General features: G+C 64.7%; 17 protein-coding genes. 11 read left to right on the forward strand and 6 right to left on the reverse strand.

Annotation, left to right across the window (positions count from 1 at the left end):
- Positions 1-83: 83 nt before the first annotated feature.
- The gene (locus AC5Y4F_RS11800; protein WP_067930905.1) at positions 84-713 is read left to right on the forward strand and encodes a TetR/AcrR family transcriptional regulator; all 630 of its coding nucleotides are present in this window, start codon (positions 84-86) and stop codon (positions 711-713) included.
- Positions 714-725: 12 nt separating this feature from the next.
- Here AC5Y4F_RS11800 and AC5Y4F_RS11805 read toward each other — a convergent pair whose 3' ends face one another.
- The 4 genes from AC5Y4F_RS11805 to AC5Y4F_RS11820 form a co-directional block, all read right to left on the reverse strand.
- The gene (locus tag AC5Y4F_RS11805; RefSeq protein ID WP_067930911.1) at positions 726-1,346 is read right to left on the reverse strand and encodes a hypothetical protein; all 621 of its coding nucleotides are present in this window, start codon (positions 1,344-1,346) and stop codon (positions 726-728) included.
- Between the two features lie 143 nt (positions 1,347-1,489).
- A complete protein-coding gene (locus AC5Y4F_RS11810) occupies positions 1,490-2,308 on the reverse strand; it encodes a mycofactocin-coupled SDR family oxidoreductase (protein ID WP_067930914.1) in 819 nt (272 codons plus the stop codon).
- Between the two features lie 13 nt (positions 2,309-2,321).
- The gene (locus tag AC5Y4F_RS11815; RefSeq protein WP_067930917.1) at positions 2,322-3,404 is read right to left on the reverse strand and encodes an NAD(P)H-dependent amine dehydrogenase family protein; all 1,083 of its coding nucleotides are present in this window, start codon (positions 3,402-3,404) and stop codon (positions 2,322-2,324) included.
- 56 nt (positions 3,405-3,460) lie between these two features.
- Entirely contained in the window at positions 3,461-4,249 is a 789-nt protein-coding gene (locus AC5Y4F_RS11820; RefSeq protein WP_499996834.1) for an SDR family NAD(P)-dependent oxidoreductase, read from the reverse strand.
- Positions 4,250-4,461: 212 nt separating this feature from the next.
- Between AC5Y4F_RS11820 and AC5Y4F_RS11825 the strand changes: the two genes are divergently transcribed.
- Positions 4,462-5,061 (forward strand): TetR family transcriptional regulator, encoded by a 600-nt coding sequence (locus AC5Y4F_RS11825; RefSeq protein WP_499996836.1) that lies wholly within the window; start codon positions 4,462-4,464, stop codon positions 5,059-5,061.
- Positions 5,062-5,079: 18 nt separating this feature from the next.
- Here the strand turns inward: AC5Y4F_RS11825 and AC5Y4F_RS11830 are convergent, their stop codons facing one another.
- A complete protein-coding gene (locus AC5Y4F_RS11830) occupies positions 5,080-6,180 on the reverse strand; it encodes an NAD(P)H-dependent amine dehydrogenase family protein (RefSeq protein WP_499996838.1) in 1,101 nt (366 codons plus the stop codon).
- A 393-nt stretch (positions 6,181-6,573) separates the two neighbouring features.
- Between AC5Y4F_RS11830 and AC5Y4F_RS11835 the strand changes: the two genes are divergently transcribed.
- The 9 genes from AC5Y4F_RS11835 (at position 6,574) to AC5Y4F_RS11875 (ending at position 13,896) form a co-directional block, all read left to right on the forward strand.
- Positions 6,574-7,221 (forward strand): hypothetical protein, encoded by a 648-nt coding sequence (locus tag AC5Y4F_RS11835; protein WP_197520462.1) that lies wholly within the window; start codon positions 6,574-6,576, stop codon positions 7,219-7,221.
- Between the two features lie 188 nt (positions 7,222-7,409).
- Positions 7,410-8,948 carry a nitric oxide reductase activation protein NorD gene (locus AC5Y4F_RS11840; protein WP_499996839.1) on the forward strand — a complete coding sequence of 513 codons (1,539 nt, stop codon included), beginning with the start codon at positions 7,410-7,412 and terminating at the stop codon, positions 8,946-8,948.
- A gap of 22 nt (positions 8,949-8,970) precedes the next feature.
- Positions 8,971-9,780, forward strand: a complete 810-nt coding sequence (locus AC5Y4F_RS11845) for a CbbQ/NirQ/NorQ/GpvN family protein (protein WP_067931011.1) — start codon at positions 8,971-8,973, stop codon at positions 9,778-9,780.
- Between the two features lie 15 nt (positions 9,781-9,795).
- On the forward strand, positions 9,796-9,924 hold the full coding sequence (locus tag AC5Y4F_RS11850) for a hypothetical protein (RefSeq protein WP_255353594.1): 129 nt from the start codon (positions 9,796-9,798) through the stop codon (positions 9,922-9,924).
- Positions 9,921-10,646 carry a hypothetical protein gene (locus AC5Y4F_RS11855; protein ID WP_231986266.1) on the forward strand — a complete coding sequence of 242 codons (726 nt, stop codon included), beginning with the start codon at positions 9,921-9,923 and terminating at the stop codon, positions 10,644-10,646. The genes AC5Y4F_RS11850 and AC5Y4F_RS11855 overlap by 4 nt, the downstream gene beginning before the upstream one ends.
- 13 nt (positions 10,647-10,659) lie before the next feature.
- Positions 10,660-11,100: a hypothetical protein gene (locus AC5Y4F_RS11860; RefSeq protein ID WP_067930936.1), complete on the forward strand. Its 441-nt coding sequence runs from the start codon at positions 10,660-10,662 to the stop codon at positions 11,098-11,100.
- Positions 11,101-11,113: 13 nt separating this feature from the next.
- Positions 11,114-12,172 (forward strand): NAD(P)H-dependent amine dehydrogenase family protein, encoded by a 1,059-nt coding sequence (locus AC5Y4F_RS11865; protein ID WP_067930944.1) that lies wholly within the window; start codon positions 11,114-11,116, stop codon positions 12,170-12,172.
- Positions 12,173-12,181: 9 nt separating this feature from the next.
- On the forward strand, positions 12,182-12,598 hold the full coding sequence (locus tag AC5Y4F_RS11870; RefSeq protein WP_067930947.1) for a hypothetical protein: 417 nt from the start codon (positions 12,182-12,184) through the stop codon (positions 12,596-12,598).
- A gap of 62 nt (positions 12,599-12,660) precedes the next feature.
- Positions 12,661-13,896: a cytochrome P450 gene (locus AC5Y4F_RS11875; protein WP_067930950.1), complete on the forward strand. Its 1,236-nt coding sequence runs from the start codon at positions 12,661-12,663 to the stop codon at positions 13,894-13,896.
- On the opposite strand, the gene AC5Y4F_RS11880 is transcribed toward AC5Y4F_RS11875, so the two are convergent.
- On the reverse strand, positions 13,893-16,502 hold the full coding sequence (locus AC5Y4F_RS11880) for a sugar epimerase family protein (RefSeq protein ID WP_499996846.1): 2,610 nt from the start codon (positions 16,500-16,502) through the stop codon (positions 13,893-13,895). The genes AC5Y4F_RS11875 and AC5Y4F_RS11880 overlap by 4 nt on opposite strands.
- Between the last annotated feature and the right edge of the window lie 48 nt (positions 16,503-16,550).

The raw sequence follows: 16,550 nt of genomic DNA on the forward strand, positions 1-16,550 counted from the left end.
TTCCCATTAAGTGTCAGCTGCCTGCCAGTTGTAGAGCGTAAAGCGACGGGGGTTGGCAGTCAACCGTCAGTTAGGCTGTCGCCATGACCGCGGTCGAGGACCGGCCGTTGCGGGCCGACGCGGCGCGCAACGTCGAGCGCATCCTGCGCGCGACGCGCGAGGTGTATGGCGAATTGGGGCCCGATGCCCCGGTGGAGGCCGTCGCGCGCCGTGCGGGCGTCGGTGAGCGGACCCTCTACCGCAGATTTCCGGCGAAGGCCGACCTGGTGCGCGCTGCCCTGGATCAAAGCATCGCCGAGGACCTCACCCCGGTGATCGACAGCGCCCGCCTCGCCAAGGATCCGCTGCACGGCCTCACTCAACTGATCGAAGCGGCGATCTCGCTGGGGGCGCGCGAACACAGCCTGCTGACCGCCGCGCGCCGGGCCGGATCACTCACGTCCGACATCTCGGTGTCGCTTAACGCCGCGCTCGGCGAGCTCGCTCGCGCGGGCCAGCGAGCCGGCAGCATCCGCGCCGACCTCGTCACCGACGATCTGCCCCGCCTGGTCGCGATGCTTTTCAGCGTGTTATCGACCATGGATGCGCGCAGCGATGGTTGGCGGCGCTATGTCGCCCTGGTCATCGACGCGATATCGGTCAACGAACGGCGGCCGCTGCCGCCGGCCGCCGCCTTGCGTTATGAGGTGCAGCCGGACGGCTGGCTCCTGTGATCTCCTGACGGATCAGCCAGCCGGCAAGCCCGCTTTGACCGCGGCCTCTTGCTTACGGGCGAGATCGAGCATCACATCGGCCGGCGTGGGATTGCCGATGACACAGTCGGACTCGAGGTCGACCATGGTCCTGCCCACAACGAACACCGCCTCGGAGATCTCCATCGGGTTGGCCGGGTCGGTTCCCTGGCCGATCACCATGAACCCGTTTGCGCCGACGTCGATGGGCTGCTGCTGGCCATTGACCTTCTTGCCGACGACATCGCGCATGTTCGCCGCGGTCTGGGTGGCCGTGGCCGCGTCGGGGAACACCGCGATCGTGTCCATGATGGTGCGCTTGCCGTCGGGGTTCTTGAAAACCTGTCCGACGCCGGCGATGCCGCTGGGATTCTGGCTCGGCGGCCCGTCGGCGGTGGCATTGGGGCCGACGTCGCCGGGCTTGATCAGCAGATGGCTGTAGTCCGCCGGCGCTCCCGGTGGCGCGCTGGTCGCGGAGCTCGACGACGTTGGCGATGACGAGGCCGAACCCGATGATCCCGTGGAACTCTTGTCCCCGCTGCAGCCCATCACCGTCGCGCCGATCAGCACCGCGGTAGCCGTCAAGCCGAGCGCGGACATCCGCACCGTATTCATAAGGCTCTCCTTTTAGAAGTCAGCTATTTGTATCCCTTACCGCGCGCGTAGGCAGCGCGACACACGAAATTCGGCCGACGAACGAATGGTCATCTGCGGCCCAGCCTATGGGCTTGACGCGATTTTGCGCTTCGAGGCAGGTTCTAGTTGATGGTCACTCCCGCGTCGACCTTGAACTCCAGCCCCGTCACATACCTGGATTCGTCTGATAGCAGGAACAGCACTGCGTTACTGACGTCGATGCACTCGACGGCCGGTGTGGGCATCGCATTCACGAAGATGGGGATCAGATCGGACCGTTGCTCACCCAAGAGGGGTCCGAACGACGGTGGAACCATCCCGGTAGGGACACCGGTGGGAAGCACGGTATTTACGCGCACATTCTGTGCCGCCAGTTCATTGGCCAACGCCAGCGTCAAGCCGACGACCCCGTGCTTGGCCGCCGTGTAGGGCGTCTGCAGTGGGAATCCCTTGACGGCACCCGCCGAGCTGACGTTGACCAGGCTGCCTGCGCCCTGGTTGAGCAGGTGCGGTATCGCTGCCGCGCAGGTGTTCCACACCCCGATGAGATTGACGTCAACCACTGTGCGCCACTGGTCGGCAGTTGTCCGGTCCCAGGGCGCCACCGTGAGAACACCGGCATTGGCCACCGCACCGTCGAGACCTCCAAGTTCGTCGACGCCGGCATCGACCGCGGACCGCAATTGCGCCTCGTTGCGAACATCGACTATGCCGCTCACGCATTGCCGACCCAAATCCCTTACCAACTCGGCAGTTTCGGCCAAGTCATCTTTTGTCGCCAGGGGGTATTCGATGTGCGGCAGGGATTCGCAGATGTCGAGCAGGATGACGTCCGCGCCCTCCTGCGCAAGCCGCAGCGCGTGGCTGCGCCCCATGCCGCGGGCGGCGCCGGTGATCAGAATGCGTTTACCGGCAACGCGTCCCGGGGGTGATGTTGTCATACCACGGATCCGGCTACCGCTCGTTCCACATCAACCCGCGCATCGTCGCGGACAGCGGAATGTCCTCTACCCCGATCAGGCCTTGGGGCGCGCGGCACACCCAGTCGATCGCGTTGATCACGCGGCCGGCCGTCGAAATGCAGCCGGCATCGGTGGAATCGAACAGAGGATGGGAAACGTGGGTGTTGATTTCCACCCGCGGTTCCCCCTCCACGACGACACGGTGAACACCGGTGTGACCGTCGGGCGGGAACTCCCAGTCGGGTGCCGCCGCGGTGGTGAGCCTGGTGACGTGCTCGAGGGTGATCACCGGCTCGCCGTCGCGCACGCCCTCGGTGGCGAAGCGCACCGCGGCCATCTGCCCCGGCTGGACCGTCATCATCGTGCAGTCGATGCGTTGCGGCGTGTACCACGGTTCGACGCGCTGACGCACGTCGTCGAGCTTGATGTCGAGGTGGTCCGCCAGGCTGCGGACCTGGCCTCCCCACATCGACACGATCACGCCGGGCAGGAACATCATCGGCGAATCGTCGTCCGGCGTTGTTCCAAACCCCATTGCGGCGCCGGTGAACTCGGCGTCATCGTAGTTTCCGTAGTCGAAGATCTCCTGCACCGTGATCGAAGAGACCCGAGTGGTCAGGCTGACCGCCGAGTGCACCAGCGTGTCGCCGGAGAAACCGGGGTCGATGCCATTGACGTAGAGCGAGGCGTTGCCTGCCGCGCAGGCACGCTCCAGCGGCTCCCGCAGCCAATCATCGGCGTGCCGCGGCGTGACCAGCCAGACCATCGACGTACCGACGACATTCGTACCGGCCGCGAGGAACTCCGACATCTGCTCGATGGCCTCCATCGGCCGGGTCTCACCTTGCGATGTGTAAACCACGCAGTCGGCGCCCAGGCCGACCAGCGCGTCGATGTCGTCGGTGGCGACGATGCCGGTCGGTTCTGCCAGTCCGCACAGCTGCGCCGCGTCCTGACCGACCTTCTGCGCGCTGGCCGCGTGGACGCCGACCAGTTCGAGGTCTGGCCTGCCGATGATGGCGCGCAACGAATGCCGACCGACATTTCCGGTGGAGAATTGAATGACTCTGCGCATTAGCCTCGTCCTTTCGGCGGTGGGCGAAAACCCATCATGACGCGTTCATTCCAAGGTCAGTAATCCGGTATCGGCAGCGGAGAATTGTTCGAGTCGATGCCACCGTCGACGTGAAAGGTCGCGTTGGTCGCGTAACAATCGCGCGTGCAGAGGTACACGGCGAGGCGTCCGAGGTCCTCGACGTCGCCCAGCCGATGCAGCGGGGTGGCCTCCTGCATCTTCTCCAATGAGCCGGGCATCAGATCCAGGCTGCCCTTCAGGCCGTCGGTGGCGAAGGACCCCAGGGCGATGGCGTTGACGCGAATCTTCGGGGCGAGTTCCTGTGCCATTGCGCGGGTGAGCGCTTCCAGGCCGCCCTTGGCAACGCAATAGGCGGTCAGCGCCCGGATGCCGAAACGTGCCGAGCCCGACGAGATATTGATGATGGAACCGTGTCCGGCGCTGAGCATGTGGGGCGCCACAAGCTGACTCATGATGAAGGCCGACGTCACACACCAGTCGAAGGTGTGCCGGAAATCCTCGTCGGTGATATCCAAAAACCGCGCATAGGTGGAACCGCCGACATTGTTGACCAGGATGTCGATGCGGCCGAAGCGATCCACAGCGCTGTTCACGACGCGCTCTCCGTCGGGACGGCTCATCGCATCCGCTACGAGCGCCATACCTGTGCCGCCCGCTGCCTCGATACCCTCAATCGTGCCGACGATATCCGCCTCGGTGCGTGCGGTCCCGACGACCGTGGCGCCCGCCTCCGCCAACACCCGGGCGATGCCCGCTCCGACGCCCTTACCGGCGCCCGTCACGATCGCGACCTGCTCGTCCAGCCGGAATTGCTCCAATGCCATAACGGGCTCCCTCGATCGCGCGTGATGTGTGCGCCGTTCAATCTATGAAGATTGCTGACTAAAGTCAACGAGCCTACGAGTTCGAGCTGTGGCGCACTGCCGATCGTCCAACAATGATCAAGTTATCCAGCATTTTTGGCGCCAGCACGGCATAATGAATGCGATAGCCCACGGAATTCTGACATGAGTCAGGTCAACAGTGAAGGATAGCAATGGCCGTGACGGACCGGCTGTCGGCGCGAGAAGCCAAGCGCTTGCAGACGCGGGAGCGTTTGATGGGCGCCGCGATCGCCGAATTCGCCCGCGCCGGCATGGCCGAGGCCGATGTCAGTGCCATCGTGGCCGCCGCAGGAGTTGCACACGGAACCTTCTTCTTTCACTTTCCCACCAAAGAGCATGTGCTGCTTGAACTGGAGCGCCGCGAGGAGGAACGGATAGCCAAGCAGTTCGCGCAATTCCTCAAGTCCAAGCACGATCTGGCTTCCGCGTTGAACCAGGCGGTCCGCTTGGTCGTCGGATTGGAACGCCGGCTCGGCGACCTGCTCTTCAATGACTTTCTCGCGTTGCACTTCTCGCAGACCCGACCGCAGACCGAAGACGGCCGCGACCACCCGTTGATCGTGTTGGTCGCCCGGGAAATCGAACACGCCCAACAACGCGGTGAGACGGACCGGCACGTCAATCCCATGAATAGTGCGGTCTTCTTTCTGCTCGGCCTCTACGCGCTGTTAATCACCACCAACCACTGGCCGACAGGGCACGCCCTGCTGGAAGACTACGTGGCGAGGACTTTACGCAGCTTAAAGCCCTGATGCTGCAATGCCTTACGCTTAACGCACCACGCCGAGCAGCGGCACCAATCCGAGCTCCTTGTGGGTCATGAAGCCCGGTGCGGCCTCACAGACCGCCGGGACCGTGTTCGCCGGGCCCATCGCGGTCCAGGTATAGCCTGGCTTGGGGTAATTGCCCTGGGGATCCGCCGGCGCCTGCAGAATCAGCTCGGTGGGCTCGTCACCCTCGATGACAATGCGGTAGTGATAGTGTCCGCCCCAATCCGGCTGCGGCTCAATGGCATCGTATTCATCCATGGTGTACATCTCGTGGAAGGTGATCAGGGGCTTGTCGTCGACCCACGTCGTCCACTTGTGATGCTGCGAGGCGACGGTGCCCTTCTTGATCGTGCCTTTGAAGCCCGGCATGTCACTGGACGGCCCACCTTCATAAGGAATGTCACGGCTAGCCGTTCTGAGCTCGACGTCGGTCGTGTATCTGTCGACCGTCTTCCCGAAGCCATCGACGACCATGGCCATCGATTGCGCGAACAGTGGCCACGCGTTGCCCAGCAGGTTCGGTCCGGCCATGAACTCTTCGGGGTCGCTCCCCATGCCCATTTCGTGCAGGTACTTCAAGGTGTCCTTGCCGAAATTCACCACCTCGTAGATGTGTATCGCGTCGATCCGGCTGACGATGCGGGCCAGGGTCAGGACCAGCAGGTCTCCGGCAAAGCCCGGGTTGACGCCGCCCGCGTGGAACGACGTCCCGCCCTCGTGGCATGCCGCGTCGATCTTGTCGATGTCGGCCTTGCTGTGTTCGGTTCGAAACCACCACGCACCGCCCGAGGCGACGACATTCTTGCCCCCGCGCAGCAGCCGGCAGACCTCGTCGGGGTCTGACCACAACGGCGCGTAGAACACGCAGTCGGCGTCGAGCGCTTCGATCGCGGCTTTGTCGGTGGTGGCGAGCACCCCGATCGGTGCGGTGCCGACGAGTTCCCCCGCGTCCTTGCCGACCTTTTCTGGGCGGTTACAAAGCACCCCAACGACTTCGAAGGCCGGGTTGTGCGCGAAGTGGCGCAGCGCCACCGTCCCGACATTGCCTACGCCCCACTGGATTACACGATACTTCTTCCCGGCCGGCGATTTGAGCGCCATTGCTACTCCTTTGCATGGCCGCAACGACTGAGCGCTCGCTGAGCGTAGGCACCCTGTGAACAGCATGTCAACGGTTATCAAGCTGACTTATGTCAGTCGTAGTGGCCAAACAGCACGGACTGCGGGGGGCCGGACTCGAATCCGGCCGCTATTCCATCAAACACGTCAGACTAACTGACGCGAGCCGGTTCCGATTTCCCGTTGGTTGTACTAGATGATTCACAGGCCTTCTGCTGACTACAGTCAGCCTGTTATAGTGCACAAGCTGACCCAATCAGGAGACGTGGAGGGTTTGTGAATCTGCCGAAGCTGCACCAGCGCAATGCCGGCAGCGATGACTCCGCCGCAATCTCCAGCGGCGCCGCGCAGGCGAGTCTGACAATCGACGAACACATGGAACGCTCGCACCTCGCGCAGCGCCAGGCCGATAAGTGGCTCGTATCGGGCAGTCTCTTGATCGGTACCGCGGCACTGGGCGTCTTGGGGTTGCCGCTGTTTCTCTGGGGAGTTCGCCTGCAGCGCCGCGCCCAACGAGATGGCCTGTCCGTTCGGCCCATGCTGGTGACGTTGCTCGGCTATCTCGTCATCATCGACGCCGCCATCAACACCGTCGGGTGGGCCCTTGACCTGGTGGCGAACCACACCCTGCTGGCCCGCGTGCTGCTCAACGGTTGGGGCAACATGTTCGACGCCGGCTACTTCTGGCACTACAACGAACTGTGGGTCGGCGGCGCGGCGGGCCCGGGCGAAAAAGCACTGGAAGTCGGCCTCATTCTGACCGTCTTCACCATGCGCATCGCCGCGGCCATCGGTTTCCTGCAGATGAAACGCTGGGGTCATCAGTGGATGGTCATCACCTGCTGGATGGGCGTGGTCATCTGGATTACCTACGTTTTCAACATGACCATGTTCGCCGACGTGCGCTTCGCTGGCGTCGTGCTGCCGGTCGTCGGCTGGTGGCTCTACGACATCTTCTACATCACCCCGTTCCTGGCCATCCCCTACCTGCACACCGTCAACCGCGAACTGTTCTCCGACTGAAATGCGCGGGCTGAAATCCACTACGTCACCGAGGAAGTCACATCATGGGCTATTTGTGGGAGATCCTTCGCTACGTCGCCGCGTGGGGCGGGACCGGACTGATCATCTGGTTCTGGTACTGGCTGTTCTCGAACATCGGCACGTTCTGAGCAGTCAAGCGGGTTGCCGCGACGCACGGAAATCGACCGATGGTTGAACAATTCGACGGTCAAGCGATGGCGCTGGAGCGGGGTTGCTCGGTGACGGCGGTCGCGCTGAGCGACCAACGCCGCGAAGGCGTCCGGCTGGTCACCGGCGACCGGCGTGGCTTCGGATTGAATCCAGCCCTCACCTTCGTTCACGTCCCCTATCCTGCGATGACCGATTGGACGCGCAGGACACTGACATGTGGTGTGGCCCTGCAATGTTCACCATCGAAAGAACGCGTCACGCAGTATCGCCTCAACCAGCTCTCCGCCCGCGAGCTGCGTGCACTCACGCTCGTCGAGGCCGGCGTCGCCCTCGGCTGGATCGCCACGCGCTGGCCGGGCCTGCTCCCGGAGGTCCGACGACTCCTGCCCGACGTTCCCACCGAATCCGGCGACCTGGCCGGCGACGAAATGCTCAAGCGGGCAATCCTATTGGCGGCCACGGGCCAGGAACTGTCCATTCATCCGCTGCTGGGCTCGTTGCCGTGGGCGTACACGGCGCCGCAGGGATTAACCGATAAATTGCGACGCAGCTTCGGCAGGATGCCCTGGACCACGACGCAGAAACGTATGCCGCGACCATATTCGGTTCCGGTCGGGGGCGACGGGGGTGTCCGCAACCCCAACCTGCCGCCGCCGAGCCGGCCGCAGGACAACGACCTCGACGTCACACCCGAACATCGGCCAGGGATCCCCTATCCCGAATGGAACATGTGGACACAGCGATTCCTGCGCGACCACGTCGCCTTGATAGAGCGGGCCGAACATGAAGACGGTCGGCACGCCCGCCGCCCAGTGCCGGTGGCCGTCGACGTGCGCAAGTGGTTCGAAGAGCACACGCACCGCGCGATGACGGATCGCCTCGAAGACGGCTCTGACCTCGATGTCGACCAATACGTGAGCCACTACATCGACCTGGTGACCGGCGAGGCCAAAGAGCCCAAGGTATTCCGCGACTTGCTGCCCGGCAGCCGCGATGTCACCACGGCGCTGCTGCTCGACGGCAGTTCGTCGTTGGGCGTGCATGGCGGCCGCATTTTTCAGCTGGAATTGGCCTGTGCCGATGCGCTTTCGCGTGCAATGACGCTGGCACGTGAGCGACATGGTGTTTTCGTCTTCACCGGCAACACTCGCCATCGAGTCGAAGTTCGCTGCCTCAAGGACTTCGAAGACCGCCGGTTCGTACCGCCGAGCCGGCTGGGCTTGTCCACCGGCGGATACACCAGGCTCGGTGCGCCCCTGCGCCATTTGACGAACCGATTGCTGGCGCAGGCCGCCGAGCGCCGCCTGCTGATCGTTATCGGTGACGGCCTGATCTCCGATGAAGGGTACGAAGGCCGGTATGCCTGGGCCGACGCCGCGCACGCCGTCGAGGAGGCCAACCAGGCCGGGGTGTCCATCTACTACGTGGGTGTTGGACCCACCCGCGTCGATCCCCTACCCGAGGTGTTCGGGCCCCGGCGGTCGCAGCGTATCCGGCGCATCGAGGAGCTGCCCCGGGTACTGGCCCATGTCCACCGTGAACTGGTCGCCGCCTGAACGCCGACCCGCTGAGGAAGAGATGACCACCGACACGTATTTCGCCAACGGCAACGAAGTTCAGCTGTTCGAGCAGGCATTCCACCGACGTATCCCGGTGATGCTCACCGGCCCCACCGGCTGCGGCAAGACCCGGTTCGTCGAGCACATGGGCACATTGCTGCAGCGGCCCGTCGTCACCATCAGTTGCCACGACGACCTCACCAGCTCCGATCTCGTCGGCCGCTTCATGGTCACGGGCGGTGATGTCGTCTGGACCGACGGCCCGCTGACCCGGGCCGTCAAAGCCGGCGCCATCTGCTACCTCGACGAAGTCGTCGAGGCCCGCCACGACTCCCTGGCCATCCTGCATTCGCTTACCGATCACCGGCGCTCGCTCTACCTCGACCGCGCCGGCGAGGTCGTGCAAGCGCCCGAGGAGTTCATGCTGGTGTGCTCGTACAACCCCGCCTATCGCAGCTCACTCAAGGAGCTCAAACCCTCGTTCCGGCAACGGTTCGCCACGCTGGCGATGCACTATCTGCCGCCGGGCCGTGAGGCCGAGGTGATCGTCGCCGAATCGGGAATCCCGTTGGCCACCGCGCGACGGCTGGTCGCATGCGCCGTCGCGATCCGCACCGCTGACCAAGCCTTCCACTTCGAGCCGCCGTCCACCCGGGTACTGGTTACCGCTGCGCAGTTGATAGCCGCCGGCGCAACCGAGTTGGATGCGGCCGACGCATGCATACTCGCGCCGCTGAGCACGGAGGGTGCGGTCACCGACGGGCTCCGCGAAGTCGCGGCTGCCAGCCTCGGCAGCTCGAATACGTCCGCCGCATCAAGCAGTTCTTAGAAAGGAGCAACCGGCATGGACCGACAGGAGGAGAAGCGCAAGAGGGCGCTCATAGTCTTCCAGATCTTCATCTACGGCTACCTGCTCGTGATGTTCGGCATCCAGCTCTACATGTCGTTTGCCCGCGGATGGTGGGATCTGTGAACATACCTCTGCTGAAACGACATTCGGACGGCATACCAGCCAGCTCCGAGGAATCGGTAAGCCTCGAGGATCACCACGAAGAATCCCGCCGAGCTCAGCGCCGCGCCGACACGTGGATGGTCGCCGGCGCCGCGCTGATGGGCATGTGGGCGCCGGGCCTGATCGGATTTCCCATTTTCATGCGTGGGGTATGGCTACAGCGCCAGGCGCTGCGCGCCGGCCTGTCGGTCCGGCCCATGATCGTCACCCTGATCGGCTATCTGGTGCTGATCGACGGGATGCTCAACAGCCTGGGCTGGGCCCTGGACCTGGTGGCCAACCACACGCTGATCAACCGCGTCCTGATGGTCGGGTGGGGCAACATGTTCGACGCCGGTTATTTCTGGCACTACAACGAGCTGTGGGTCGGGGGCGCAGCGGGGCCTGGCGAGAAAGCCTATGTCGCCGGCCTGATCCTGACGGTCTTCTCGATGCGGGTGGCGGCGGCCATCGGGTTCTTACAAATGAAGCGCTGGGGTCATCAGTGGATGGTCATCACCTGCTGGATGGGCGTGGTGATCTGGTCGGCCTACGTCTTCAACATGACCATGTTCGCCGACGTGCGATATGCCGGTGTCGTCTTCCCGGTGATCGGCTGGTGGCTCTACGACATCTTCTACATCACCCCGTTCCTGGCCATCCCCTACCTGCACACCGTCAATCGCGAAATCTTCTCCGACTAGCAAGGAGCGTGCCATGACCAGTCCTTCCGCATCGTCGACCACCGAAGACAACGACCCGAGCGCAGCTCTCGAACCGGGGACGACGCTGTACTACGCGCGGATGCACAAATGGATCAAGCGTGCCGTGTTGGTGTGCCTGGTGGCCCTGGTGATCGAGGGTGCCTTCACGCTGCCGTTCATGGCCGTCTACTACGGATACCCGACGCTGAGCCTCACCCAGATTTGTAGTGAGCTGCTCAAGATCCGATACTCCAACGACACGCTGGAATGCAAATACCCGTATCCACCGTTCGGACCGCCCGAGGGCGCCGAAGGCAAGCCGACCGCACAGGACGTGTGGGGCATCCAGCCGATACCGAAATATCACCGGCTGGGTTTTCGTGAACTCGTCAAGATCCACAACGACAGGCTGGCCCGTCAAGCGGCCCAACACCAGGCGGCGTCACACCCATGACGGGGTCGGCCCGTTGACCTACCGGGTCGTCCAGTGGACGACGGGTAACGTCGGCAAGAGCTCGGTCAAAGCGATAGCCGCCAACCCCACGCTGCGATTGGTCGGATGCTACGCCTGGTCGCCGGAGAAGGCGGGGCGTGATGTCGGCGAGCTGTGCGGGATCGAACCGCTTGACATCAAGGCCACCAACGACATTGACGCACTGCTCGCACTGAAGCCGGACTGCGTGGTCTACAACCCGATGTTCGCCGACGTCGACGAGCTGGTCCGTATCCTCGGCGCCGGCATCAACGTCGTGGGCACCGCCGGTTTCATCACCGGCCACTTCCTCGGCGTAGGACGAGAACGCATCGCGCAGGCCTGCCACGACGGTGGATCGACCATCTTCGGCAGCGGCATCAACCCCGGTTTCATCCAGTTGTTCGCCATCGTGTCGGCGGGGCTCTCGGACCGAGTGGACAAGGTCTCGATGCTGGAATCGGTTGACACCACCATCTACAACTCACCCGCAACCGAAATACCCATGGGCTTCGGCTATCCCATCGATCACCCGGACCTTGCGGCCATCACCGAAAAGGGCTCCGGCATCTTCCGCGACGGCGTGTTGCTGATCGCCGACGCGTTGGGTGCCGAGCTGGACGACGTGCGCTGCGAAGCCGAATACGCCCAAACCACCGACGAACTCCGTCTTCCCGGCGACTGGACGATCCAGAAGGGGTGCGTGGCCGGCGTGGACGTCCGCTGGAAGGGAATTGTCGGAGATCGGGAGGTCATCGAGATCCGCGGACGATGGCGCAAGGGGCAATCGCTGGACCCGGATTGGCCGCTGGACATGGGCTACACGATAGAGGTGCAGGGCCAGCCGACGATCAAGACCACGCTGAGTTTCCTTCCGCCGCCGGACTTTGCGGGCGAGACGCTGGACGACTACATCATGCTGGGGCTGACCATCACCGCGATGCCGGCGATCACCGCGATACCCGCCGTCGTCGCCGCAGCTCCCGGCATCGTCACCTATAACGACCTGCCCCTGCTACTTCCGCGCGGCGTCCTCCGCGCGAATTCACGATAGGAGGACCCGATGCCTGAAGGACCCTCCCTCCACCACGTCGTGTTCGCCATCGCCCCGCAGCGACACGCCGCCGCGGCGCAGATGTTCAGCGATCTCGGATTCGTCTTGGAGCCCCTGCAACTAACCGAGCTCGGTCTCGACATCCACCTCGATTGGAGTCGGGGCATCGAGCTGATCAGCCCCATCCCGGGATCCACCGGCGAGGTGGCCGTTTCGGTGACCGAGTTCCTCGAGCGTCACGGCGACGGCGTGTTCACCGTGGTCATCGGAGTCCCGGAAGCTGCGGCCGGCGACGCCGTCGCCGGCCGCTACGGCGCGACCACACGATTTCGGCAGCACATGGAGGGTGAGGGCACCTATCTCGACGAAAACGACGTGTCGATCCTGGGCCTGCCACTGACGTTCCTCGCGACCAATATTCCGTGATGCGAGACGGTATGGCCCCAAAGCGCTACCGGCCGAGCTGATTTCGGCCTAAGGAGGACACGATGAGCGTTGACACCGCAGCACCTGGCGTCTTCGATGCCGACCTCCCGGCACTGCACTACGACATCACCGACACCGTGCACGAGGTCGCCCCGCGCATCCACGAGGTGCGCAAGCGGTCACCGATAGCCATCGGGCCACTGGGACCCGAGGTGCTTGGCTACGAACTCGCCCGCGGGATACTTCGCGACCCGCGGTTCGTTTTCCCGCCCGGCATGCACATGACGGCCCGCGGGATAACGTCCGGCCCGCTCTATGACCGGGTGCTCGGCACCATCTTGGGCATGGAGGGCGAGGAACATCGGCGGCTGCGCGGTCTGGTGTCCAAGGCATTCACGCCGCGGGCGTCCGTGCGCATGGAGGACACCATTGAAGCGGTGGTCAATGAGTTGATCGACCGGGTCGCCTCAGATGGCCGAGAAGGCCGATGCGATTTCGTCGCCGACGTCGCCCGGCCATACCCGATCCCGATCATCTGCGCACTCTTGGGCGCGCCTCCCCAGGACTGGGAGCAGTTTTCCCTATGGGCAGAGGACATTTTCAAGATCGTGAGGTTCGACTCCGACCTGGCGAACGAACAACACATCGTGATGCGGGCATGGGACGAGTTCGACGCCTACATCGACAACATGATCGCCGAACGGCGGAGCCGGTTGACCGACGACTTGATCTCCGAACTGATCCGCGCCCAGGACGACGGCGACCGGCTGAGCAACGCGGAGATGCGCATGCTGGCGTTCAGCATCCTCAGCGCCGGCACCGACACCACCCGCAATCAACTGGCCGCGTGCATGCACGCGCTGTGTGATCACCCCGCTCAGCTGGCGATGCTCCGCGACAATCCCGGCCTTGCGATGCCGGCCGTCGAGGAATGCATGCGCCATTCGCCTGCGGTCTGCACCACGTTGCGCACCGTCCTCGAGGACGTCACCTTCGCCGATTACACCTTTCCGGCGGGCACCTTCATTTCGGTGAATACTTTTGCCGCCAACTGCGATCCAGAGGTCTATCCGCACCCGGACCGCTTCGACATCACCCGCGAGGACCCGCCGCCCATTTTGACGTTCGGCGGCGGCGCCCACTATTGCCTTGGCGCCAATCTCGCCCGAACGGAGCTCGCTGGGGCACTCAAGGTCCTCGCTCGGCGCATGACCAACCCTCGCCGCGTCGCACCGGCGCGCTGGAAACCGATGCTGGGGCTCAGCGGGCCGGTCGATCTGGAGATGGAGTTCGACTAGCTCAACGCTTCGCCGGCGGCAAGCTCGAGCACGTGAATCTCGCCCGTCGTGCCGTCGACCTCGACGAGGGCGCCCGACGGCAGCGACTTGGTAGCGCCTTGGACGTCCACCACGCAAGGGAAGCCGAATTCGCGGGCCACCACTGCGGCGTGCGACATCGGGCCGCCGAGTTCGGTGACGACGGCCGCGGCGTAACAGAAGGCCGCGGTGTAGCCGACGTCGGTCGCCTCCGCGACGAGGATCTCGCCGGGTTGTAGGTCGTCGATGGTTTCGGGCCGCACGATGCGCACCCGGCCGCGCACCCGGCCCCCGCACACGCCAACACCGCGCAGGGTGCCCCCGCTGGGCAGCGCCGCCGACGCGGTCGCGGTCGGCTGCCAACTTCCGCTGAAGACCGTCGGCGGCGCCACCGCGACAAGTCGACGTTGTTCGGCCCGGCGCCTGGCCACCAGCGCGCCCACATCCGCAGGCAGCGCATCGAGCTCGTCGACAAGCAGATAGAAGACATCATCGTCGGCATCGAAGATCCCCGCCTCGACCGACCGACGCCCATACTCGCGCAGCAGCGTGCGCAGCACCCAGTTCGCGCGAACCACCTTGTCGCGGCGAACTTCACGGTCGCGCAGTTGCTGGGTGGCCAGCGCCGCAATAGGCTTGGCATGCAACGGAATCCGGGGCCGCTCCGGTTGTGGCGCGGACGGCGCGCTCATCGCCCTGGTCACCATCCGGACCAGCAGCTCGGGATCGTCGGCGTAGCTGGTCGACAGCATCTCGAGCTCGGCGGGGCCTCGGTGCCCGATCAGCGTCAGCTCGTCCAGCAGGGCGGCATGGAATTGCGGTGTCTCGACGGCGAGCTTGTCCAGCCTGGCCCCCGGTTCGGCCAGCAATGCCGTCACTTTCGGATCACGCTGCGCGGCGACGACCAACCGCTGCATCGCCTCGACCGAACGCGCGCTGACCAATTCCGGCCCAGCTGGCGCGGCGATGTCTCGCCCACACAGCCCGCGCAGCAGCACGTTGAAAGCGGCGCACAGCAGGAACGAACCCGCCGCCAGCACCCAGCCGTGCACTACCTGGTCACGCGCCAGCGAGATCAGGCTGAGCAGCCGACGATCGTCGAGCCGAGTGAGGTCGCCTTCGGTCAAGCGTTCCAGGCGATCCACATCGGCGACGAACTCGCGGGTGTCCAACGGCGCGCCTGCCGACAGGCTGACCAGGTTGACGCCGAACACCCCGATGTTGCGAACCGTCCGCAGTTGCTTGCGGATTCGGCCGGTATCTGCGTGCGGATGCTCTTCACCGAAGATCGGCAGGGCGGCCATGCTCGGGCCGAAGAACCCGCTGTTGCTCACCACCGTCGTGGGCTTAACGAACGGCACCGTCTCGGCCATGAAGTGCGCGGTCGTGATCGCACCGTACAGCCGGTGGGCGAACACCGCGACCATGCGCATCGCGATTTCGCGCTGGATCGTGCCTCCGGGCCGCAACCGTTCGGCGACGCACACGGCGCTGGCCCGCAGCCCGCGCACCGTCGCCGATGCCGACGCGGGCGAAAACGGACCGGGCAACGCCTCGGACAAATTGGTGGCCAGAAAGGTGGGAAAACGCGGATCGATCGGCGTGTCGAACTCCCCGTTATCCCCTTCTACGCCCGCCCAATTGGGCTTGACGCCGTCGTCGCTCGGCGCGTCGACCGAGGGCAAGTCTTGAATGTGGGCCAGCCGCCACGGCAGCGATACCACCCGCTTGCCCACGGTGACCCGGCCGCGCACCGCCAGCGCGAAGTCCTGGACACATTCGCCGGCTTCCCACGCTGGGCGGAATTTCCACTCTGCTTCCAGCAGCGAGGTGTCCATCAGCGGGGCGCCCTGCACCAGCCGCAGCTCTGCCGGGTCGAAGCCCAGCCGCGCGACCGGGCGGCGCAGCGCGTCGGCGAGCTCCCGGAAGGTCAGCCACCCCGGCGCCGCGAGATTAACTGGACCGCTGATGATTTCGGTCTCTACGACTGCCCTGTTCAACAACCAAAGCGCGTCGTCGAGGTGGACGACCTGCAAGCGCCGATCACCCGACCGGTCGCGCAACGCCGGCAATGCGAGCAGGCGGCGTAACCAGTTGTCGACGCTGCGCCCCAGGATCAACGCGGAGCGGATCGCGACCCATTCCGCGCCCGATTCCGCGAGCATCCGTTCGGTCTGGGCGTTGAGTCGGCCTTCGGCAGTTACCGGGGCCGTGGCGTCGTGTTCGGTCTTCGGCGCTTCTCCCCCGCCGTACACGTGTGCCGACGATACGAACACGATTCTCCTGGACCCGGTTTCGGCCATCGCGTCGAGAATATTGCGGGTGCCGCCGATGTTGACCTGCCGAGCGATCTCGCCGTCGCGTCCGGGATCCGTTGCCCATGCGCAGTGCGCGACGACGTCCGCGCCGGCCAGGGCACGTCGGACCGCATCGGCGTCGCGGATGTCGGCTGTCACGAAATCAGCCGCACTCGGCCAGCTTTCCGGGCGATGCCGCGCGATCCCCGCAACGGCGTGGCCCTGACTGAGCAACCGGGATGCGAGACCGCGGCCGAGCACGCCGCTGGCGCCGGTGACCGCGATTCTCACAAAGAGCCCTCACTCAATTGCGCCGCTCCTCATTCGCTACGCTCCGCT

It is taken from the genome of Mycobacterium sp. NGS56, assembly GCF_059812425.1.